General features: G+C 69.9%; 21 protein-coding genes. 10 read left to right on the top strand and 11 right to left on the bottom strand.

The features are described 5' to 3' along the window. Nucleotides 1-199 precede the first annotated feature (199 nt). The 6 genes from BM070_RS08545 to BM070_RS08520 all read left to right on the top strand — a co-directional run bounded on the left by BM070_RS08545 (nt 200) and on the right by BM070_RS08520 (nt 5,718). Nucleotides 200-1,288: a tetratricopeptide repeat protein gene (locus tag BM070_RS08545; protein ID WP_092939163.1), complete on the top strand. Its 1,089-nt coding sequence runs from the start codon at nt 200-202 to the stop codon at nt 1,286-1,288. A gap of 198 nt (nt 1,289-1,486) precedes the next feature. After that, on the top strand, nt 1,487-2,683 hold the full coding sequence (locus BM070_RS08540) for a L,D-transpeptidase family protein (RefSeq protein WP_092939250.1): 1,197 nt from the start codon (nt 1,487-1,489) through the stop codon (nt 2,681-2,683). After that, the gene (locus BM070_RS08535) at nt 2,680-3,261 is read left to right on the top strand and encodes a peptidylprolyl isomerase (RefSeq protein WP_092939162.1); all 582 of its coding nucleotides are present in this window, start codon (nt 2,680-2,682) and stop codon (nt 3,259-3,261) included. Before BM070_RS08540 ends, BM070_RS08535 begins: the two co-directional genes overlap by 4 nt. A 122-nt stretch (nt 3,262-3,383) precedes the next feature. Beyond that, nucleotides 3,384-3,890, top strand: a complete 507-nt coding sequence (locus tag BM070_RS08530) for a peptidylprolyl isomerase (protein WP_092939161.1) — start codon at nt 3,384-3,386, stop codon at nt 3,888-3,890. Nucleotides 3,891-4,049: 159 nt separating this feature from the next. Beyond that, entirely contained in the window at nt 4,050-4,850 is an 801-nt protein-coding gene (locus BM070_RS08525; protein WP_092939160.1) for a UDP-2,3-diacylglucosamine diphosphatase, read from the top strand. 4 nt (nt 4,851-4,854) lie between these two features. Continuing rightward, nucleotides 4,855-5,718: a M90 family metallopeptidase gene (locus BM070_RS08520; RefSeq protein WP_092939159.1), complete on the top strand. Its 864-nt coding sequence runs from the start codon at nt 4,855-4,857 to the stop codon at nt 5,716-5,718. Between the two features lie 101 nt (nt 5,719-5,819). Here the strand turns inward: BM070_RS08520 and mdeB are convergent, their stop codons facing one another. Then, nucleotides 5,820-8,510, bottom strand: a complete 2,691-nt coding sequence (mdeB, locus tag BM070_RS08515) for an alpha-ketoglutarate dehydrogenase (protein ID WP_092939158.1) — start codon at nt 8,508-8,510, stop codon at nt 5,820-5,822. 104 nt (nt 8,511-8,614) lie between these two features. Between mdeB and BM070_RS08510 the strand changes: the two genes are divergently transcribed. Next, nucleotides 8,615-9,082, top strand: a complete 468-nt coding sequence (locus BM070_RS08510; RefSeq protein WP_092939157.1) for an Lrp/AsnC family transcriptional regulator — start codon at nt 8,615-8,617, stop codon at nt 9,080-9,082. Between the two features lie 55 nt (nt 9,083-9,137). Here BM070_RS08510 and hmuQ read toward each other — a convergent pair whose 3' ends face one another. From hmuQ to BM070_RS08475, 7 genes are all read right to left on the bottom strand, one after another. Continuing rightward, nucleotides 9,138-9,446, bottom strand: coding sequence for a heme-degrading protein HmuQ (gene hmuQ, locus BM070_RS08505; RefSeq protein ID WP_092939156.1), 309 nt, complete (start codon nt 9,444-9,446; stop codon nt 9,138-9,140). Between the two features lie 60 nt (nt 9,447-9,506). After that, a complete protein-coding gene (locus tag BM070_RS08500) occupies nt 9,507-10,439 on the bottom strand; it encodes a DUF3014 domain-containing protein (protein ID WP_092939155.1) in 933 nt (310 codons plus the stop codon). 139 nt (nt 10,440-10,578) lie between these two features. Beyond that, nucleotides 10,579-11,238, bottom strand: a complete 660-nt coding sequence (locus tag BM070_RS08495; protein WP_092939154.1) for an alpha/beta hydrolase — start codon at nt 11,236-11,238, stop codon at nt 10,579-10,581. 72 nt (nt 11,239-11,310) lie between these two features. Further along, nucleotides 11,311-12,177, bottom strand: a complete 867-nt coding sequence (locus BM070_RS08490; protein ID WP_092939153.1) for a DODA-type extradiol aromatic ring-opening family dioxygenase — start codon at nt 12,175-12,177, stop codon at nt 11,311-11,313. 434 nt (nt 12,178-12,611) lie between these two features. Continuing rightward, nucleotides 12,612-13,007, bottom strand: a complete 396-nt coding sequence (gene arfB / locus BM070_RS08485; RefSeq protein ID WP_092939152.1) for an alternative ribosome rescue aminoacyl-tRNA hydrolase ArfB — start codon at nt 13,005-13,007, stop codon at nt 12,612-12,614. Between the two features lie 24 nt (nt 13,008-13,031). Next, entirely contained in the window at nt 13,032-13,886 is an 855-nt protein-coding gene (locus BM070_RS08480) for an alpha/beta fold hydrolase (protein ID WP_245785151.1), read from the bottom strand. A 237-nt stretch (nt 13,887-14,123) separates the two neighbouring features. Further along, nucleotides 14,124-14,519: a hypothetical protein gene (locus BM070_RS08475; RefSeq protein ID WP_092939150.1), complete on the bottom strand. Its 396-nt coding sequence runs from the start codon at nt 14,517-14,519 to the stop codon at nt 14,124-14,126. Between the two features lie 228 nt (nt 14,520-14,747). Between BM070_RS08475 and BM070_RS08470 the strand changes: the two genes are divergently transcribed. Together BM070_RS08470 and BM070_RS08465 are read left to right on the top strand one after the other, a co-directional pair. Further along, on the top strand, nt 14,748-16,556 hold the full coding sequence (locus BM070_RS08470; protein WP_092939149.1) for a glutamine--tRNA ligase/YqeY domain fusion protein: 1,809 nt from the start codon (nt 14,748-14,750) through the stop codon (nt 16,554-16,556). Nucleotides 16,557-16,595: 39 nt separating this feature from the next. After that, complete coding sequence (locus tag BM070_RS08465) at nt 16,596-17,003, top strand: phage holin family protein (protein WP_092939148.1); 408 nt, start codon at nt 16,596-16,598, stop codon at nt 17,001-17,003. A gap of 31 nt (nt 17,004-17,034) precedes the next feature. On the opposite strand, the gene BM070_RS08460 is transcribed toward BM070_RS08465, so the two are convergent. Next, a complete protein-coding gene (locus tag BM070_RS08460) occupies nt 17,035-17,436 on the bottom strand; it encodes a hypothetical protein (protein ID WP_092939147.1) in 402 nt (133 codons plus the stop codon). 242 nt (nt 17,437-17,678) lie between these two features. Between BM070_RS08460 and BM070_RS08455 the strand changes: the two genes are divergently transcribed. Further along, nucleotides 17,679-18,587: an alpha/beta hydrolase gene (locus tag BM070_RS08455; RefSeq protein ID WP_092939146.1), complete on the top strand. Its 909-nt coding sequence runs from the start codon at nt 17,679-17,681 to the stop codon at nt 18,585-18,587. Nucleotides 18,588-18,671: 84 nt separating this feature from the next. Here the strand turns inward: BM070_RS08455 and BM070_RS08450 are convergent, their stop codons facing one another. Beyond that, nucleotides 18,672-19,955 (bottom strand): phospholipase D-like domain-containing protein, encoded by a 1,284-nt coding sequence (locus BM070_RS08450; RefSeq protein ID WP_092939145.1) that lies wholly within the window; start codon nt 19,953-19,955, stop codon nt 18,672-18,674. Further along, the coding region (locus BM070_RS25015; protein WP_217648937.1) for a hypothetical protein at nt 19,949-20,130 on the bottom strand (182 nt) is incomplete at its 5' end. The genes BM070_RS08450 and BM070_RS25015, both read right to left, overlap by 7 nt.

The following is a 20,130-nucleotide window of genomic DNA, read 5'->3' as shown; positions in this document are numbered from 1 at the left end:
GATGTGCAGCTGACCCCAGTGGTCAAAAGGCACGCGCAGGGTCGTCCGGGCGCGCGGTTGCGGGGGCAGATGCGGCAACGCTGCACCCCGGGGGCTTGAAGCGGCAACAGCGCGCCAGCATCGCAAACCCCTCAGCTACAATCCGCCGCAGTATAAGCCTCGTTACGGCTCGACACCGATCTAACTCCTGTATCCGTCCATGAAGCCTGCCCTCCGCGCCCTCCCCCATTTCCTGCGCCTGATCGCGCTATCGGCCGCTCTGGGGGCACCGCTGGCCCATGCGGATGACTATGCCGACATCACGCAGCTGCTGCGCTCCGGCAAGGCGGCAGAAGCGCTGACCAAGGCCGACCAGCGCCTGGCAGCGAACCCGCGCGACCCGCAGCTGCGCTTCCTGCGCGGCGTGGCACAGGCCGATTCGGGCAAGCCGTCCGACGCGGTGGCCACCTTCACGAAGCTGACGGAAGACTACCCCGAGCTGCCCGAGCCCTACAACAACCTGGCCGTGCTCTACGCCAGCCAGAACCAGCTGGACAAGGCCCGCACGGCGCTGGAAATGGCGATCCGCACCAACCCCAGCTACGCCACGGCCCATGAGAACCTGGGCGACATCTACGCCAAGCTGGCCAGCCAAGCCTACAACAAGGCGCTGCAGCTCGACGGCAGCAACGCCAGCTCGGTCAAGCCCAAGCTCGCGCTGATCCGCGAACTGTTCTCCAACGCGCCGAAGACGACTGTCGCCGCAGCGCGCACGCCCGCTCCGGCACCTGCGCCGGTTCCGGCTCCCGCACCTGCGCCCGTGCCCGCTCCGGCGCCGGCACCCAAGCCGGCCGCACCGGCGCCCGCCCCCACCCCGGCTCCTGCGCCCACCACGCTGCCCGCAGCGGCCCCGGCACCTGCCGCAGCGCCCGCGCCCGCACCGGCTCCTGCAGCCGTCAGTGCCAATACGGCGGCCGAGAAGGAAGTCACCCACGCCGTGCACGCCTGGGCCACGGCCTGGGAGAACCAGAACATGGCCGGCTATCTGGATTCCTACGAGAAGTCCTACACGCCCGGCAAGCAAAGCCGCGCTGCCTGGGAGAAGGAACGCCGCGAGCGCATCGTGGGCCGTGCCAAGATCAACGTGGGCATCAACGACCTGCATGTGACCGTGAACGGCAACAAGGCCCAGGCCAAGTTCCGCCAGAGCTACAGCTCCGGCAGCTACAACGTCAACAGCCGCAAGACGCTCGAACTGGTGAACAACGGTGGCCGCTGGGTCATCGTTCGCGAAGCCACTGGCGGTTGACCGGGGTTGTTGCGGCTTCTAGGGCGCTTGCGCCCCTCTCCCCGTTTTTCCGTTTCGCCGAGCCCTGCGCAAGCGCTTGATCGCACCCCGGGCAGGCCTGCGCCTGCGTGGGCCGCGCGCAGCCTCGCGGCCGGCCTGGCCCTGTCTGCGCTGTGCGCCGCGCCCAGCCTGCATGCGCAGGGCGACAAGCTGCGCCAGATGGGCGCGCACCACCCCGCCAAGCGCACTGCGGCGGCCACCCCGACGGCCGCGGCCGCGCTGAAAGATGGCGAGGCCGAAAAGCGCCTGCTCGAAATCTACCGGCTGACCGGCGAAGGCCGCACGCGCGAGGCGCTGGCCAAGGCCGAGAGCCTGGTGCGCGACCACCCCAACTTCCAGCTGGCGCAGCTCGCGCTGGGCGATCTGCTGACCTCGCGGGTGCGCGGGCTCAAGCAGATGGGCGACGTGCCCCCGGCCACCGCGGCCGAGGCGGCAGCGCCGCGCCCGGCCGGCGAGACGCTGGCCGAGCTGCGCGCCGAATCGCGCCAGCGCACGGACGCACTGCGCGTGCGCCCGCCGGCAGGCACCGTGCCCAGCCAGTTCCTCGAGATCTCGGCGCGCACGCGCCACGCGATCGCCGTCGATGCCTCGCGCTCGCGCCTGTATCTCTTCGAGAACACCGGCAAGGGCATGGAGCTGATCGCCGACTACTACGCCTCGGTGGGCAAGCTCGGCATCGAGAAGACGCTGGAAGGCGACCAGCGCACGCCGCTGGGCGTGTACTACATCACCAGCCGGCTGGACCCGGCCAAGCTGACCGACTTCTACGGCTCCGGCGCGCTGCCCATCAACTACCCCAGCCCGCTCGACCAGAGCCGGGGCAAGACGGGTGGCGGCATCTGGCTGCACGGCACGCCGCCCGAGCAGTTCTCCCGCGCCCCGCTGGCGACCGACGGCTGCCTGGCCCTGGCCAACCCCGACCTGGAGCGCATCCTGCGCACGGTGGAGCCGCGCACCACGCCGGTGGTCATCGCCCGCCAGCTGCAATGGGTGCAGCCGCAGAGCCTGCAGCCCGAGCGCCAGAAGTTCGAGGCCGTGCTCGATGCCTGGCGCACCGCCAAGTCGCAGGGCGACATGCAGCGCCTGCTGTCGTTCTACGCGCCCAATTTCGAGAGCTACGGCAAGATGCCGCTGGCCACCTGGAGCCGCAGCCTGGAAGCCGAGTCGCGCGCGCTGCGCGGCCGGGAACTTCAACTCAAGGACAAGTCTTACCTGCGCTGGACGGATTCGGCCGACACGATGGTCGTGACCTTCGGTGAGGTGCCCGTGGGCGCCCGCACCGGCCCCGTCAAACGCCAGTACTGGATGCGCAAGGGCAACCAGTGGCAGATATTCTTCGAAGGAGTGATCGGATGATTTCCAGACGAAATACCGCCCTGGCGCTTGCTGCAACGGCGCTGGCAGCTACGTTTTCCATAGCATCAGCCGAGAGCGCCCAGGCAGCTCCGAAGGTGCGGCTGGCCACCTCGATGGGCGACATCGTCGTGCAGCTCGACCCGGCCAAGGCGCCCAGGACGGTCGAGAACTTCCTCGCCTACGTGAAGGAAAAGCACTACGACGGCACCGTCTTCCACCGCGTGATCGACGGCTTCATGATCCAGGGCGGCGGCTTCACGCCCGACATGCAGCAAAAGCCCACGCGCGCGCCGATTCCGCTGGAAGCGAACAACGGCCTGAAGAACGAGCCCTACACCATCGCCATGGCCCGCACGAGCAACCCCGACTCGGCCACCGCGCAGTTCTTCATCAACGTCAAGGACAACGCCATGCTCAACGCCAACGGCGAAGGCAACGGCTACGCCGTCTTCGGCAAGGTGATCTCGGGCACCGACGTGGTGGACAAGATCAAGGCCGTGGAAACCACCAGCCGGGGCATGTACCAGAATGTGCCGGCCACGCCGGTCGTCATCCGCTCGGCCACCATCGTCAAGTAAGCGGCGCGCCCCAGCGCCCGCTGCCGCCTGACGCGGCGGGCGGCCCGGGCCGCGCACTTCTTCTCCCTCCCCCCTTTCGTCAACGGGCCCCAGCGGCCCCCTGCTTCACAGAGGAACCTCCCATGAGCAACCCCCAAGTCGAACTGCACATCGCCGGCCACGGCGTCATCACGCTGGAACTCGACGCCGAGAAGGCGCCCAAGTCCACCGAGAACTTCCTGGCCTACGTGAAGAAGGGCCACTACGACAACACCATCTTCCACCGCGTGATCCCCGGCTTCATGATCCAGGGCGGCGGCTTCGAGCCCGGCATGAACCAGAAGGGCACCGATGCGCCCATCCAGAACGAAGCCCAGAACGGCCTGAAGAACGCAAACTACACCGTGGCCATGGCCCGCACGAGCGACCCGCACTCGGCCACCGCCCAGTTCTTCATCAACGTGGCCGACAACGGCTTCCTGAACCACACCGCTCCCTCGGCCCAGGGCTGGGGCTACGCCGTCTTCGGCAAGGTGGTCAAGGGCACCGAGATCGTCGATGCCATCAAGGGCGTGAAGACCGGCCGCAAGGGCTTCCATGACGACGTGCCCAAGGACGACGTCATCATCGAAAAGGCCGTGGCCATTTAACCCCCCTGAGCCGCTTCGCGCCTTCCCCCCAAGGGGGACGACGCCAGCAGCCCGGCGAAGCCGGTTCTGCGGCGTCTGCTGGCCTGGCCTGCTCCGCGGCCCTTCGATCAGCGAAGGCCGCGGCCTGGCGCGAATGCACTCCGCCCTGCCCCCAGCGCCATGAACCCTCCCGTGCCAGACGTCCGCGAGCTCGTCGCGCCCTCCGGCTGGCGCGCGGTCGATTTCGTTTCCGACCTGCACCTGGATGCGGCCCACCCGGCCACGGTGCAGGCCTTCGCCGATTACCTGGCCGCCACGCCGGCCGACGCCGTCTTCCTGCTGGGCGACGTCTTCGAGGTCTGGGTGGGCGACGACGCCATCGACGAGCCCGGCAGCTTCGAAGGCGCCTGCTGCGAACTGCTGCAGCGCGCGGCCCGGCGCACCGCCCTCTTCTTCCTGCACGGCAACCGCGATTTCCTCGTGGGCCAGGGCTTCGCCCGGCACTGCGGCGTCACGCTGCTGGACGACCCCACCGTGCTCGGCTTTCTGGGCCGGCGCTGGCTGCTCTCGCACGGCGATGCGCTCTGCCTTCAGGATGTGGACTACCAGCGCTTTCGCGCCGTGGCCCGCAACCCGCAGTGGCAGGCCCAGCTGCTGGCGCGCCCGCTGGCCGAGCGCCGCGCGCAAGGCCGCAGCGCCCGCGCCGAAAGCGAATCGCGCAAGCAGTCGGGCACCGGCTTCTATGCCGACGTGGACGCCGCCGCCGCCCAGGCCTGGCTGCAGGCCGCCGATGCGCCCGCGCTGATACACGGCCACACCCATCGGCCTGCCGACCATGTGTTGCGCGCCGCGGGCGACGGCCGCCCAGCCCTCAGCCGCCACGTGCTGACCGACTGGGACCTGGATGCCCAGCCCCCGCGCGCCGGCCTGCTGCGGCTCTCGGCCCAGGGCCTGGAACGCGTGGACCTCATCCCCAGCTAAGGGCATGCCCGCCCCTTTGCGACACCTCTTTCGCCGCCTCGGCAACCGCCTGCGCGCCACGCTGGCGCCCGTGCCCGACATCGATGCGCCGCTCTGGCTGCAGACGCTGTCGCACTACCGCTTCCTCGCCGCCCTGCCCGCGCAGGACCAGGCCAAGCTGCGCGCCCTGAGCGCGCTCTTTCTGCGGCGCAAGGAATTCACCGGCGCCCACGGCCTGCAGGTGACCGATGCCATGGCGGTGGCCATCGCCGCGCAAGCCTGCCTGCCGCTGCTGCACTGGGGCGATCCGGCCCGGGCGCTGGACTGCTACGACGATTTCGTGGGCATCGTCATCCACCCCGGCGAGGCCGTGGCCCGCCGCCAGGCGGTGGACGAAGCCGGCGTGGTGCACGACTACGACGAGGTGCTGCTGGGCGAGGCCATGCAGCGCGGCCCCGTCATGCTCAGCTGGCCCGCGGTGGACCAGGCCGGCCGCTCGCTGGCCCATGCGGCCGACGGCCACCAGGGCAGCGGCACCAGCGTCGTGATCCATGAATTCGCCCACAAGCTCGACATGCAGGACGGCGCGGCCGATGGCTCCCCGCCCCTGCCCGCCGGCTTCATGGGCACAGCCGACAGCCGCGCCGCACGCGCGCTCTGGCACGACGCCTGGACACCGGCCTATGCGGACTTCCGCGAGAAGGTCATCATCGCCGAGCGCTTCGGCGGCGCCGTGCCTTGGCTGGACGCCTACGGCGCCACCGCGCCGGCCGAATTCTTCGCCGTGGCCTGCGAGGCCTACTTCGTGAGCCGCGATCGCTTCGCGCAGGAATTTCCCACGCTCATGCCGCTGCTGGATGCGTTCTTCCGGCCGGCCGAAGCGGCCTGATTTGCTATATCAACGATAGCAAAAAGCGCTGATCCATCAAGCGCTGCAGGCTGATTTCCTTCTGAGAAAACCAGCCCCGCGCCTGCCTGGCAGCCAACCGCTCAGGCCGCCCGCAACCCATGCCGCGCCGCCTGCGCGATGTGGGCCGCATCCACGCCGAAATGGCTGCGCAGCGCGGCCCGCGTGTCGCTGCGGCCGAAGCCGTCGGTGCCCAGCGTGAGATAGCGGCGGCCGGCCGGCACGAAGGCGCGCACGCTCTCGGGCACGGCGCGCACGTAGTCGCTCGCGGCGATCACCGGGCCGGCGGTGCCTGCCAGCACCTGGGCGATCCAGGGCGTGCCCGCATCGGCCTCGCCGGCCAGGGCGCGCGCTTCGCAGGCGATGCCTTCGCGGGCCAGCTCGCTCCAGCTGGTCACGCTGACCACGGTGGCCTGGATGCCCTCGGCCGCGAGCAGCGCCGCCGCCTTGACCACCTCGGTCAGGATGGCGCCCGAGCCCAGCAGCGTGACGTGGCTTTGAGGCGCAACCGTGCCCTGCCCCTTATCGGGCAAGGGCTTGGCGCTATCGAAGACATAGCAGCCGCGCAGCACGCCCTGGGCCGCGCCCGCCGGCAGGTCGGGCTGGGCGTAGTTCTCGTTCATGAGCGTGACGTAATAGAACACGTCGCGCTGCTCCACCAGCATCTCGCGCATGCCGGCATCGATGATCACGGCCAGCTCGCCCGCATGGGCCGGGTCGTAGGCCTTGCAGTTGGGGATGGTCGCGGCCACCAGGTGGCTGGAGCCGTCCTGGTGCTGCAGCCCCTCGCCGCCCAGCGTAGTGCGGCCCGAGGTCGCGCCCAGCAGAAAGCCGCGCGCCCGCTGGTCGGCAGCGGCCCAGATGGCGTCGCCCACGCGCTGGAAGCCGAACATGGAGTAGTAGATGTAGAAGGGCAGCATGGCCAGGCCATGCACGCTGTAGCTGGTGGCGGCGGCCGTCCAGCTGGCGATGGCGCCGGCCTCGCTGATGCCTTCCTCCAGGATCTGGCCGTCCAGCGCCTCGCGGTAGCTCAGCACCGAGCCGATGTCTTCGGGCGCATAGCGCTGGCCCAGGCTGCTGTAGATGCCCACCTGCTTGAAGAGGTTCGCCATGCCGAAGGTGCGCGCCTCGTCGGCCACGATGGGCACGATGCGCGGGCCCAGCTCGCCATCCTTGAGCAGCGCGCCCAGCATGCGCACGAAGGCCATGGTGGTGCTCATCTCCTTGCCCTGCGCCTGCAGCGCGAACTGGGCGTATTGCTCCACGGGCGGAACGGGCACCACGCCGCAGGCGGTCTCGCGGCGCGGCAGCGCACCGCCCAGGGCGGCACGGCGTTCGCGCAGGTAGCGCATCTCGGGGCTGTCCTCGGCCGGGCGGTAGAAGGCCAGGCCCGTGGCCTGCTCGTCGCTCAAAGGCAGGTTGAAGCGGTTGCGGAATTCCAGCAGGTCGGTCTCATCCAGCTTCTTCTGGCTGTGCGTGGTCATCTTGCCCTGCCCGGCCGTGCCCATGCCGTAGCCCTTCTTGGTGTGGGCCAGGATCACCGTGGGCTGGCCGCGATGGGCGGCGGCGGCGGCGTAGGCGGCGTGGATCTTCACCAGGTCGTGGCCGCCGCGCTTGAGGCGGTCGATCTGCTCGTCGGTCAGGCCCTGCGCCAGCGCCGCCATTTCCGGCGACTGGCCGAAGAAATGGTCGCGGTTGTAGCGCCCGTCCTTCGCAGCGAAGGTCTGCATCTGCCCATCGACCGTGCCGCCCAGGGTGCGGGCCAGCGTGCCGGTCAGATCGCGGGCGAAGAGCCCATCCCAGTCGCTGCCCCAGAGCAGCTTGACCACGTTCCAGCCCGCGCCGGCGAAGAGCCGCTCCAGCTCATCGACGATACGGCCGTTGCCGCGCACCGGGCCATCCAGGCGTTGCAGGTTGCAGTTGACCACCCAGACCAGGTTGTCCAGCCCCTCGCGCGCGGCCAGCGTGAGCGCGCTCATGCTCTCGGGCTCGTCCATCTCCCCGTCGCCGAACACGCCCCACACCTTCCGCCCCTGGCAATCGAGCAAGTTGCGGTGCGTGAGGTAGCGCATGAAGCGCGCGTGGTAGATGCTGCTGATCGGCCCGATGCCCATGGAGCCCGTGGGGAACTGCCAGAAGTCCGGCATCAGCCAGGGGTGCGGGTAGCTGGAGAGGCCCTGTGCGCCCACCGCGGGCGCGGCGATCTCCTGGCGGTAATGCTGCAGGTCGTGCTCGGTGAGCCGCCCTTCGAGATATGCCCGCGCATAGACGCCCGGCGCGCTGTGCGGCTGGAAGAACACCAGATCGCCCCGGTGCTGGCCGGGTCCCGTGCCTTCGCGGGCGCGGAAGAAATGGTTGAAGCCGGCCTCGAACAGGTCGGCCGCGCTGGCGTAGCTGGCGATGTGGCCGCCCAGCTCGCTCGATCCGCCCGTTTCCGCCTGGTTGGCGCGCACCACCATGGCCAGGGCGTTCCAGCGCATGAGGGAAGCCAGCCGTTCCTCGATGGCCAGATCGCCCGGGAACACCGGCTGCGACTCCACCGCCACCGTGTTGACGTAGGGCGTGTTCAGCGTGGGCTGCCAGCCCGTGCGCTGCCGGCGCGCCAGGGCCGCCAGCTCGTCCAGCACGAAGCGGGCGCGCTCGGGGCCCTGCGTGGCCACCAGGGCCAGGAAGGCTTCGCGCCATTCGGCGGTTTCCTGCGGATCGATATCGGGAGCGCCGGCCTGGGCGGCGGCATCGGGGGCCAGGGCGTGAAGGGGCAGTGGGGCGTTCATGCGGGCCACTCTATCGGCCGCAGCGCAGCATGGGCGGCCGATATGCATCATGGGAAACCCGAAACCGCAGCATGTCGTGCCGCACATTGCCTAAACTGCAGCACATGAAGCTCGACACCATGGATCTCCGCATTCTGGCGGCGCTGCAGGCCGACGGATCGCTCTCCAACGTGGAGCTGGCGCGGCGCGTGCATCTCTCGCCATCGCCGTGCCTGGCCCGCGTCAAAGCGCTGGAGGCGGAGGGGGTCATCGCCCGCTACGTGGCGCTGGCCAACGCCGCCGCGCTGGGCCTGGGGCTGAACGTGTTCATCAGCATCAGCCTGAAATCGCAGGCCAAGGAGGCGCTGGCGCAGTTCGAGCGCCGCATCGCCGAGCACGACGAGGTGATGGAGTGCTACCTGATGAGCGGCGATTCCGACTACCTGATCCGCGTGGCGGTGGCCGACATCGGCGCGCTGGAGCGCTTCATCCTGGAGCAGCTCACGCCCATTCCGGGCATCGAGAAGATCCGCTCCAGCTTCGCGCTCAAGCAGGTGCGCTACAAGACCGCCCTGCCCTTGCCCGCGCACTGACGGCCGCCACGGCGCTTCGCCCGGCCAGGCATCCCGCCGAAGCCGTACCGAGGGCCTACAGCACCGCGTCCAGCAGCTCCAGCTGCGGCGGGCCGAGGTAGAGGTCGCGCTTCTGCCCGGCCCCGGCGTGCGCGGCGCGGAAGGCTTCCGAGCGCGTCCAGTCCTCGAAATGCGCGCGCGATGCCCACACGGTGTGGGATGCGAACAGCGTGTGCTCCGCCGTGGTCTCGCCGCGCAGCAGGTGGAACGACTGGAAGCCCGGCACCTGCGCCAGGTGGCTGTCGCGCTGGCGCCAGATCTCGACGAATTCGTCCTCGCGGCCCGGGACGATGCGGAAGCGGTTCATGGCGATGAAAAGGGGCATGGCTGTAGCCTGGTGAACGATCAAACAATCGGCGGGGAATGGAGGAAGGCCGCGGGCCGGTCAGCGAGCGGCGCTGGCGGCCGACGCAGCGGCCCGGGGCGGCACGGCCCCCGCCGCCAGCCGGCGCCGCAGGTCGGACAGCACGGCCTTCAGGCGCCGGGCGTTGTCAGGCCCCATGCGCAGCAGCGCCTTCTGCCCACTGGAAAGGGCCTGCAGCTGCGGGTCGGCGAACTCATACCGCACCCAGGGCCGTGTGGACGGCACCTCGCCCTGCACATGCGTGAGCTGCACCTGCAGCGGGCCCTTGGGCTCGGGCGTGGCGATGAGCTGGTCCAGCACGGCAATCAGGCGGTCGTTGAAGTACTTGCCCGGGTAGCCCAGCTCTTCATAGGCGGTCTGGAACAGCGGGTAGAGCTGCGCGTAGAGCGTGACCACGCCCTCGCGCGGCAGGGCCTCGGCGAAGCTCACGAAGGCGCCGTAGCGCGCCGCGTTGGCGGGCGCGATGGTCTGCGTGGCGGCTTCTTCGGGGCCTTCGACCTGGAAGCGCCCGGGCGTGGGCTGCACCGGCCAGAGGCGCGATGCGGCCGTATGCCGGCCCAGGTTGTCCACCGTGGCGACCACGCGGCGCACGAAGCCGTCGAGCTGCAGGAACGAGGCCACCTTCTGCGCGCCGAGCAACTCGTTCAGCGACTTGGCGACGTAGGCGTCGGAATCGGCCAGCGCGGGCAGCGAAGGCGCCGGGGCGGCCAGCGCATCGACCGGGTTCTGCGGGCCGGAGGCGACCTCTGCCGGAGCGGAGGCTGGCGCCGATGCCGGCGCGGCGGGCTCGGGCGCGGCGGCGACCGGCGGCGCCACGGGCGCATGGGCCGGGCGCCACCAGAACCACCAGCCGGCACCCGCTGCGATGGCCACGGCCAGCACGGCGGGCAGCAGGCCGGAGGCGGCGGAACGCTGAGTCGGCGGGCGGTAGGGATCGGGCTCTCGTTCAGGCATGGCGTTCTCCTTGGTAGCTGGGTGCGACCCGCGAATGGGCCGGTCGTTCCCCGCACGCCGCCACCGCTTTCATTTTGATAGCAGCATGCGCAGGTGGATCAAGGGCTGACGGCAAAAAGAGCACCCAAAGAAAAATCGGTCAGCCGACCGCCAGCGCCTGCAGCCAGGCCATGGCGTCGCGCACCTCGTCGGGGCGCAGCTCGTGCAGGCTCTGGTATTCGCGGTAGGTCAGGGCCAGCGGCAGCGCGGCGGCATGGTCGCGGATGGCGTGGGCGCTGGCCAGCGGAATCACATTGTCCTGCACGCCATGGCTCACCCACAGCTGCTTGCCGGCCAGCTCCGGGGCCGGCGCGGCGTGCGGCAGGGCCTGGGGCAGCAGGCGGCTGTGCAGCACCTGGGCGCCGTGCACCAGGGCGGGCCGGGTCAGCAGCAGCGTGAGCGCCATGATGCCGCCCTGGCTGAAGCCGCCCACGATCACGCGCTCGGGCGGCACGCCCAGCTGGCGGGCGGCGGATTCCACCGTCTGCGCCACCAGCACGCGGCTCGCGGCCTCCTGCGGCTCGTTGATGGTGCGGCGGCCATCGGGCTCGACGGCGAACTCGAACCACGCATGGGCGCTGGGCCCCATGCGGTAGGGCGCGCGCAGGCTCAGCACGTGGAAGGCCGGCGGCACGAAGCCCGCCAGCCCGAAGAGGTCTTGCTCGTTGCTGCCCACGCCGTGCATCAGCACCAGCAGCCAGGGCTGGGCCGTGTCGTTGGCGGGCGGGCGGTGCAGGAAGGAAAGAGGTAGGTCCAGCATGAAGGAAAGGAAGAAAGAAGGTCGAAAGAGAGACAAGGGATGGGAGGCAGGCGCCAGTCCTGCCCCGGCAAGTCATTGCGCCGCTGCGGGCTGCAGCACGAAGCTGTCCATCGCCAGCACGCCGTAGCTCACTTCGCGGCTGAGGTAATGGGGAGTGCGGTCCTCGCCCGCAGCGCCCAGCGCGAAGAAGAACGGCAGAAAGTGCTCTTCGCTGGGATGCGCCCGGCGGGCGTGCGGGGCCTGGGCCCGGTAGTCCAGCAGCGCGGGGATGTCGCCGCGTTCCAGCGCGGATTCGATCCAGCGGGAGAATTCGACCACATACGGCGCGGCCTCGCGGGCGCCGCCGAAGAATTCGGACAGGTTGTGGGTCATGCTGCCAGAGCCCACCAGCAGCACGCCATCGCCCCGCAGGCGGCTCAGGGCCGCGCCCATGGCCAGCACCTCGGCCGGGCCGGCGGTGGCCGGCAGCGCCACCTGCACCACGGGCAGGCCGGCATCGGCGAAGAGATGCATCAGCGGCACCCAGGCGCCATGGTCGAAGGGGCGCGCGGCATCGCCCTGGGCGGGCATGCCGGCGCGCTGCAGCAGCTGCAGCACCTCGGCCGCCAGCGCCGGGTTGCCGGGCGCGGGGTATTGCAGGCTGTAGAGCACCTGCGGAAAGCCGCCGAAGTCGTGCCAGGTGGCCGGGTGCGCGCCCGCCATCACCTGGGGCGTGCGGGCCATCCAGTGGGGCGACATGACGACCACGCCGCGCAGCGCCGGAAAGCGCGCCCGCAGCTCGGCCCCCCACTGCGCCAGGGCCGGGCCGGTGGTGCCGGGCTCGACGGCGAACATGGGCGAGCCGTGGGAGACGAAGAGCGCCGGCACGCGGCCGGCGGCGGCGCCAGCGGAAGCGGTGGCGGAAGGCAAAGAAGCGTTGGAAGCGTTGGAAGCGGTCATGGTGGCGAATTCCTCTGTCCCCCATGTTAGGAGTCTTGCCCGCGAATCCAACCCAAGGATTTTGGACACATCGTTGCAAAAGCGTGAGCTATCCCAGCGGGTGCAACCGCCCTGCGCCGCTGTGCCAATGCATCCGCACCCTGCGGATGCGCCCTGCCCCGGCTCAGAACGCGTTCACGATCTCGCAGGGGATCGCGTTGGAGCGCAATCGGGATGAGTGGATGCTTCGGATGCGCCGCATGGGCTCATGCCCATGCAAGCAGCCGGGGCCTCCAATCGCCCGATTTCGCTCCAACCCGAAGGGCAGCGGTGTGGGCTGGCGGTCTGCGGCGTTGCGGCGCTTGTGGATAGCCGTGCTATCCACTGCGCACCGCGCCTTGCATCCCATCCCGCCCACACCGCTGCGCGACCCTTGGGAGATCGTGAACACGTTCTCAGTCCCGCACCTTGCCGCGCAAGGCCTTGACGCTGGAGCGCTGGGTCTTGGATTCGAGCCGCCGCTGGCGCGAGGCGTAGGTGGGCTTGGTGGCGCGGCGCACGCGCGGCGCCTGGGCCACGCTGTCCACCACCTCCTGCAGGCGGCGCAGGGCATCGAGCCGGTTGGCCTCCTGCGTGCGGAACTGCTGGGCCTTGAGCACGAACACGCCTTCCTGCGTCAGCCGGCTGTCGCGCAGGGCCAGCAGCCGCTCCTTGACGGCATCGGGCAGCGACGAGGCGGGAATATCGAAGCGCAGATGTACCGCGCTGGAGACCTTGTTGACGTTCTGCCCGCCCGCGCCCTGGGCGCGCACGGCGGACCATTCCACTTCGCGTTCGTCGATCCGGGGCATGGCGGCTGTTCCGTTCACGGCGTCTCAGGCCGGCGCGCCGGCCTGCAGCGCGGCCAGCAGGGCCGCCTGGAGGGCCTCGGGCCGCTCGAACTGCACCCAGTGGCCGGCATCCGGAATCAGCACGAAGCCGCGGAAGTCCGGCACGGCGGCCACATAGGCGGCTTCCAGCGCGGTGATCCAGCTCTTGTAGAGCGCATCGCGCTCGCCGTAGATGGCATGCACCGGGCAGGCCACGCGCGGCAGCGAGCGCGCCAGGATGTCGGTGTGCGCCAGCCGGCGGCGCGGCATGCGGTCGCGCTGCACGTTCGCGGTGTGCAGGTCCAGGGCCAGGCCGTCGATCAGGGCCGTGTCGTGCAGCATCAGCGCGGCCAGGTTGTAGCGGTGCACGTCCGGCTGCGCCTCGGGCGGCAGATGGCGCCAGGCTTTCAGCTCGAACTGCCGCGACGGCACCACGCCCATGGCGGGCGCGCCCACCAGCACCAGCTGGCGTGCCAGTTCGGGGTGCTCGGCCAGCAGCAGCCCCGCCGTCATGCCGCCGAAGGAAAAACCCACCAGATCGATGGCCTGCGGGCCGAAGAGCGCACGCATTCCCTCAGCCAGCGGCGCCACGAGGGCATCGGCATCGGAGCCACCAGAAGGCACCGCGGAATCGCCGAAGCCCGGCAGATCGGGAATCCACACCTGCCGGCCGGCCGCCACCAGGCCCTCGATATTGCGCACCCAATGAGTCCAGCTACCGCTGCCGCCATGCAGCAGCACCAGCGGCGGCAGGCCGGGCCGGGAACGGCCCCAGGCGTGCCAGACCAGCTCGCCCGCCCCGCAGGGCGTGGCGTGGCGTTCGGCCTGCGCCTGCAGCCGGGAGACTTCGGGGTGTTGCACGGCCTGTGTCACGGCAAGGCCACGGCGCCGATGGCGCGCGGGTCGCTCGGCAGATGGGAGTGAAGTCCGCGGGGGACGAAGACGGTGGTCATGGGAATCCAGCAGCGAAGAAGGCCGCCGCGCCTGGGTCGGGGCGACGGCCGGATGCCGGAATTATGAGGCGGACGGCTGATCCGCCCATGAAAAAGCGGCCCTCGCGGGGCCGCTCTGTCGGCTCAAAGACGCTGCCGTTCCCGCTCAGCGCCAGTCGCGCCCATGCGGGCCGTGGGGGCCGCGGCGATAGCCCTCCTGGTAGTAGTAGCCGCCGTAGGCCGGAGGGCCCACCACCACGGGGGCCGGTGCGTAGTACACCGGGCGCGGCGGACGGTAATAGACAGGCGGCGGGGGCGGCCCATAGACCACGGGCGGTGGCGGCGGATCGTAGTACACGGGGCGCGGGGCCGGCACGTAATAGGCGGGCGGCGGCGCGTAGTAGGTGGGGCCACCGCCCAGCACCACGCCGGGCAGGCCGATGCCGATGCCCACCGACCAGTTCGCGCCGTGCGCCTGGGCGGCACCGCCTGCGGTCAGCAACACCAGGGCCACACCGGCCGAGGCGGCCAGCGCGGAGAGGGAGAGGCGTTGTCGAATCATGGAAATCTCCTTGTATGGGGCAGAGGCCGTTTCAACGGGCTGCGGGCCCTGATGCGCCTCTGCGGAAAACCTGGAACATCTCCATAACGCGCCAGGTGCCTGAAAGGATGGCACAAAGCCCTCTTCATGTTGTTTCCGGACGTAGCCCCGCTTGTTTCCATGCGTACACCGCTGCCGGAACACGGGCCGGGGCGGCGAGCGCGCGTGCCCGCCGCCTAGAATGCGAGGATGAGTTCCCCCGCCTCCCAAGACACCGCCAAAGACGCCGTCAAGCCCAGCAACTTCCTGCGGCAGATCATCGAAAACGACCTGGCCCAGGGCACGCATGCCCAGGCCCGCTGGGGCGGAAGCCCTGGCGATGCGGCCCACCACGCTGCCGGCGAGCCCGATCCGGCCAAGATCCGCACCCGCTTTCCGCCCGAACCCAACGGCTACCTGCACGTAGGCCATGCCAAGAGCATCTGCCTGAACTTCGGGCTGGCGCGCGATTACGGCGGCGTCTGCCACCTGCGCTTCGACGACACCAACCCCGAGAAGGAAGACCAGGAGTACGTGGACGCCATCGTCGATGCCGTGCACTGGCTGGGCTTCGACTGGAAGGCGGCGGACGGCAGCGCCGAGCACCTCTACTACGCCAGCAACTATTTCGACTTCATGTACCGCGCGGCCGAGTACCTGATCGAGAACGGCCACGCCTACGTCGATGAGCAGACGCCCGACGAGATGCGCGCCAACCGGGGCGATTTCAGCAAGCCCGGCGTGGACAGCCCCTTCCGCAGCCGCACGCCGGCCGAGAACCTGGCCCGCTTCCGCGAGATGAAGGCCGGCCAGCTGCCCGACGGCGCCGCCGTGCTGCGCGCGAAGATCGACATGGCCTCGCCCAACATCAACCTGCGCGACCCGGCCATCTACCGCATCAAGCATGCCGAGCACCACAACACCGGCAGCCAGTGGTGCATCTACCCGATGTACACCTTCGCGCACCCGATCGAGGACGCGCTGGAGCACATCACCCACAGCATCTGCACGCTCGAATTCGAAGACCAGCGCCCGTTCTACGACTGGCTGCTGGACCGCCTGCGCGAGGGCGGCCTGATCGCCGCGCCCCAGCCGCGCCAGTACGAATTCGCCCGCCTGAACCTGACCTACGTGATCACCAGCAAGCGCAAGCTCAAGCACCTGGTGGACAGCGGCATCGTCAGCGGCTGGGACGACCCCCGCATGCCCACCATCGTGGGCCTGCGCCGGCGCGGCTACACGCCCGAGGCGATCCGCCTGTTCTGCGAGCGCATCGGCGTGACCAAGGACTATTCCTGGATCGACTACAGCACGCTCGAAGGCGCGCTGCGCGAAGACCTGGAGAACAAGGCCCACCGCGGCATGGCCGTGCTGGACCCGGTCAAGCTGGTGCTGACCAACTGGGACGAGGCCTTCGCCCCCGGCCACCTCGAAGCCTGCAGCCTTCCCGCCCTGCCCCACCCGCCCGAAGGCACCGAGGCGCCCGTGCGCCGCTTCAGCCTGGGCAAGGAAGTCTGGATCGAGCGCGAGGACTTCGAGGAAACGCCGCCCAAGGGCTACAAGCGCCTCTTCCCCAGCAACAAGGTGCGCCTGAAGGGCGGCTACGTCATCGAATGCACCGGCTGCGAGAAAGACGCCGAAGGCCGCATCACGCAGGTGCTGGCCACCGTCGTGCCCGACACCAAGAGCGGCACGCCCGGCGCCGACAGCGTCAAGGTCAAGGCCGCCATCACCTGGGTGGGCGTGGCCGATGGCGTGCCGGCCGAGGTGCGCCTCTACGACCGGCTGTTCACCGATGCGCAGCCCGACGCCGGCGGCAAGGACTTCCTGACCCTGCTCAACCCGAACAGCCTCAAGGTCGTCACGGGCTACGTGGAGCCATCGCTGGCCCAGGCGCAGCCCGATGGCAAGTTCCAGTTCGAGCGTTTCGGCTACTTCGTCGCCGACCGCAACGACCACACGCCCGCCAAGCCGGTCTTCAACCGGGTGACCGGCCTGAAGGACAGCTGGGGCAAGTGAGCCCGAGCCGCCCCAACCACCCCAGCCCATCCCTGCGCCATGCTCACCGACCTCACCCCCTTCCTGCTCCACTGGGCCATCACCGCGTTCGCGCTGTGGGTGGCCAGCCATGTCTTCAAGGGGCTGCGCTTCGGCAGCACCGGCGCCCTGGTGGTGGCGGCCCTGCTGCTGGGCCTGGCCAATGCCGTGGTGCGCCCGCTGCTGGTGGTGCTGACGCTGCCGCTCACGCTGCTGACCTTCGGGCTGTTCCTGCTGGTCATCAACGCGCTGGTGCTGATGCTGGTGGGCAAGCTGGTCAGCGGCTTTCACATCGACGGCTTCTGGACGGCCTTCTGGGCCAGCATCTTCATGGCGCTGCTGAGCCTGATTCTGGGCAGCTTCGTGCTGGGCGGCTCGCCGCAATTCACCGTCCAGCCTGTGCCGGCGCCCGGGTCGCCCTGGCTCTGATCCGGCCACGGGGGCGCTGCCGGCACCGCCCTCAATCCACCCGCGAGGGCCCGCTCGCCGGGTAGCCCAGGCCCTCGGGCCGCACGGCGATAACGCCCGGAATGCGGCGCAGCGCCTGCTCGAAGCGCGCCGCGTTCTCCTTGTGCAGCGGCGCCACTGCCAGGCCATGGAGTTCCTTGTAGTGATAGAGCACCCGGCCGCCCTGCTGGCGCACGGCCTGGGCCACGCGCTCGCGCTGGGCGGCCGTCCCGCAATCGCAGGTGAGGATGAAGGCCGACGGCGATGGCCCTGCTTGCTGCGGAATCTTGAGCCCCAGGCCGCCTCCCGCAGCCTGCGCCAGCAGGGGCAAGGCGAGCAGCGAAAAAGCCCACCAGCCGCCGGCGCGGGGTTGGGGACGATGCCGTGACGGCTTGCGTGCGATCGGCTGGTCCATCGTGCAGGTTCTTTCGTAAAAGGGAAGGAAGGCGGCCAGGCCCGCGCCTGCATCCTCGCCTTGCGACTCCGGCAGACGCCGTAAGTTCAGGCCCTGCGGCACGGGACGGCGCCCCGCCGGTTCGCGGCATCCGCTCCGACGCGCAAGCCGTGGCCTCGCGGCGACACTGCTCGGGCGCAGACATCCACGCCCCGCCCCCCGCAGCCGCCCTTGAGGCAAGGCACTGACTGGAGATCTTCTTGTTGCAGACCCCACCCCGACGAACTTCCTGGAAGCGCTCCGCGCTCTATCTTGCCGGCGCGCTGGCGCTCGCGGCCTGCCTCGGCGGCTGCAGTGCCGTCGGCACACTGAACGCACTCAGCCCCTCGGGCGGGAGCACGCTGCAATCCGGCGTGGCCTATGGCGCCCTGCCCCGCCAGCAGCTGGACGTGTACCGCCCCGCATCGGCCGCGCCCGCGCAGGGCTGGCCGGTGGTGGTGTTCTTCTACGGTGGCTCCTGGACCAGCGGCGAGCGCGGCGACTACCGCTTCCTGGGCCAGGCCCTGGCGTCACGCGGCGTTCTGACGCTGGTGGCCGACTACCGGCTCTACCCCGAGGTGCGCTACCCCGACTTCCTGGTCGATAGCGCCAAGGCCGTGGCCTGGGGGCTGGAAAACGCCGCCCGGCTGGGCGGCGACCCGCGGCGCGTCTTCGTGATGGGCCACAGCGCGGGCGGCTACAACGCGGCCATGGTGGCGCTGGACGGGCGCTGGCTGCAGCCCACCGGCCACCAGCCCCGCGAGCTGGCCGGCTGGATCGGGCTGGCCGGGCCGTACGACTTCCTGCCCACCGACAACCCCGATGCGCAGGCCGTCTTCTTCCACCCGAACTACCCGCCGAACACCCAGCCGATCGACTTCGCGAATGCCCGCGCGCCCCGCACCTTCCTGGGAGCGGCCACCGAGGACAAGCTGGTCAGCCCCGAACGCAGCACCCGGCAGATGGCCGGCAAGCTGGAGGCGGCCGGCGTGCCTGTCACGCTGAAGATGTATTCCCGCGCCAGCCACACGACCCTCGTCGGCGCCTTCGCCTGGCCGCTGCACTGGATCGCGCCGGTGCTGGACGACGTGGTGGCCTTCGTGGATGCCGCACCGCCATCCGCTACGAAATAAATAGCATAAAGCCCAGATGGGAAGCGCGCTGCGGGGCTAAATCACCCCAAACCTTGTGAGAGGGGCTTTTCTAACAGCACCCACTCACAGCTGCGACTCCAGCAGCCCCGCGGCCTTCTCGCCCAGCTTTTCCGTCCAGGGCCGGTCGAGCCATTCTTCGTGCGTCACCCGGTGCGAGCGGGCGATGTCCTGCTCGAACACCACGGTCTGGCGCTGCGCGAAGGCCTCGTCATAGACATTCAGGTTCGCCTCGTCGTTCAGGCGGAACGAGCGGTTGTCGAAATTCGTCGAACCCACCGACACCATGCGCTGGTCCACGATCATCACCTTGCAGTGGTACATGGTGGGCCCGTAGGCGTAGATCTCGGCGCCGGAGGCGAGCAACGGGCCCCAGGTGCCGCGCGAGGCGGCCTTCACCGTTTCGGTGTCGGTATGTTCGCCCGGCGTGACGATGCGCAGGCGCACGCCGCGCTGCAGCGCCTCGGCCAGCAGCCGGCGGGTCAGCTCGTCGGGCACGAAGTAGGCGGCCGACAGGTCGATGCTGCGCTCGGCCGCCGCGATGGCCATGTGGTACATGAGCTGCATGCTTTCGCTGCCGCTCGACGGCGAACTGGAGAACATCTGCGCCCGGTGCGGCCCCACCGCCGCCAGGGCCGGAAAATAGTCGTCGCCGTGCAGCACCCGGCCCGTCACCTTGAGCCAGTTGTCGAGGAAGGTGGCCTGCATGTGCGCCACGGCGGGGCCGCGCACTTGGTAGTGCGTGTCGCGCCAGTGCTCCGGGTCCTGCGCGTGGCCCGTCCATTGCGGCGCGATGCCGACACCGCCCGTGAACCCCACTTTGCCGTCCGCGACCAGCAGCTTGCGGTGCGTGCGGTTGTTCAGGCGGGCGAGGTTGTACCAGTGCGGCTTGTGGAACTTCTCGATCTGCACGCCCGCCCGCTGCATCTCGGCCAGGTAGCTGTCGTCCATCTTCGCGCTGCCCACCCAGTCGAGCAGCACATGCACCTTCACGCCCGCGCGGGCGCGCTCGCTCAGCGCATCGGCGAACTGCTGGCCGATGTCGCCCGACCAGTAGATGTAGGTTTCGAAGGTGACGGTGCGTTGCGCCGCGCGGATGGCGGCGAGCATGGCCGGGAATATCTGGTCGCCGTTTTGCAGGTCGGTCACTTCGTTGCCGCCCAGCACGCCCGGCCCGAGCAGGTTGCCCATGGCCCGGTCGAACTGAGGGCTGGAGCTGCCGTAGAGGCGCGGCAGCTGCTGCTGCACCTTCTTCTCGCCGGCGGTGAAGTTCAGCGCCAGCAGGCCCAGGGCCGCAGTCACGACGAAGGTGAGGATCACAACTCCCAGAGTGCGGCCAGTTTTCAGCATGGCGGCGATTCTCTGGGGCGCCCCGCCGCGCCGGTGTAGGCTGAAAGCGCCTGCCCAAGGCCGCCGGGCATTTGGTGCCGGAAATGAAAAAACCCGCCGAAGCGGGTTTCCTGCGATGAACGGATCGCTGGCAGATCGGTGGCGGATGGGATCGCCGGGCGAACCCGGCGCGCAT

Origin of the sequence: Paracidovorax wautersii (assembly GCF_900113035.1) — a bacterium.
Lineage (GTDB): Bacteria > Pseudomonadota > Gammaproteobacteria > Burkholderiales > Burkholderiaceae_C > Paracidovorax > Paracidovorax wautersii.
The sequence above is the reverse complement of the archived record's forward strand: the minus strand, read 5'-3'. Positions and strand labels throughout refer to the sequence as shown.

Coding starts and splice junctions, on each gene's coding strand:
- BM070_RS08545 (WP_092939163.1), top strand. CDS start 200: ATGAAGCCTGCCCTCCGCGCCCTCCCCCATTTCCTGCGCCTGATCGCG.
- BM070_RS08540 (WP_092939250.1), top strand. CDS start 1,487: ATGGGCGCGCACCACCCCGCCAAGCGCACTGCGGCGGCCACCCCGACG.
- BM070_RS08535 (WP_092939162.1), top strand. CDS start 2,680: ATGATTTCCAGACGAAATACCGCCCTGGCGCTTGCTGCAACGGCGCTG.
- BM070_RS08530 (WP_092939161.1), top strand. CDS start 3,384: ATGAGCAACCCCCAAGTCGAACTGCACATCGCCGGCCACGGCGTCATC.
- BM070_RS08525 (WP_092939160.1), top strand. CDS start 4,050: ATGAACCCTCCCGTGCCAGACGTCCGCGAGCTCGTCGCGCCCTCCGGC.
- BM070_RS08520 (WP_092939159.1), top strand. CDS start 4,855: ATGCCCGCCCCTTTGCGACACCTCTTTCGCCGCCTCGGCAACCGCCTG.
- mdeB (WP_092939158.1), bottom strand. CDS start 8,510: ATGAACGCCCCACTGCCCCTTCACGCCCTGGCCCCCGATGCCGCCGCC.
- BM070_RS08510 (WP_092939157.1), top strand. CDS start 8,615: ATGAAGCTCGACACCATGGATCTCCGCATTCTGGCGGCGCTGCAGGCC.
- hmuQ (WP_092939156.1), bottom strand. CDS start 9,446: ATGCCCCTTTTCATCGCCATGAACCGCTTCCGCATCGTCCCGGGCCGC.
- BM070_RS08500 (WP_092939155.1), bottom strand. CDS start 10,439: ATGCCTGAACGAGAGCCCGATCCCTACCGCCCGCCGACTCAGCGTTCC.
- BM070_RS08495 (WP_092939154.1), bottom strand. CDS start 11,238: ATGCTGGACCTACCTCTTTCCTTCCTGCACCGCCCGCCCGCCAACGAC.
- BM070_RS08490 (WP_092939153.1), bottom strand. CDS start 12,177: ATGACCGCTTCCAACGCTTCCAACGCTTCTTTGCCTTCCGCCACCGCT.
- arfB (WP_092939152.1), bottom strand. CDS start 13,007: ATGCCCCGGATCGACGAACGCGAAGTGGAATGGTCCGCCGTGCGCGCC.
- BM070_RS08475 (WP_092939150.1), bottom strand. CDS start 14,519: ATGATTCGACAACGCCTCTCCCTCTCCGCGCTGGCCGCCTCGGCCGGT.
- BM070_RS08470 (WP_092939149.1), top strand. CDS start 14,748: ATGAGTTCCCCCGCCTCCCAAGACACCGCCAAAGACGCCGTCAAGCCC.
- BM070_RS08465 (WP_092939148.1), top strand. CDS start 16,596: ATGCTCACCGACCTCACCCCCTTCCTGCTCCACTGGGCCATCACCGCG.
- BM070_RS08460 (WP_092939147.1), bottom strand. CDS start 17,436: ATGGACCAGCCGATCGCACGCAAGCCGTCACGGCATCGTCCCCAACCC.
- BM070_RS08450 (WP_092939145.1), bottom strand. CDS start 19,955: ATGCTGAAAACTGGCCGCACTCTGGGAGTTGTGATCCTCACCTTCGTC.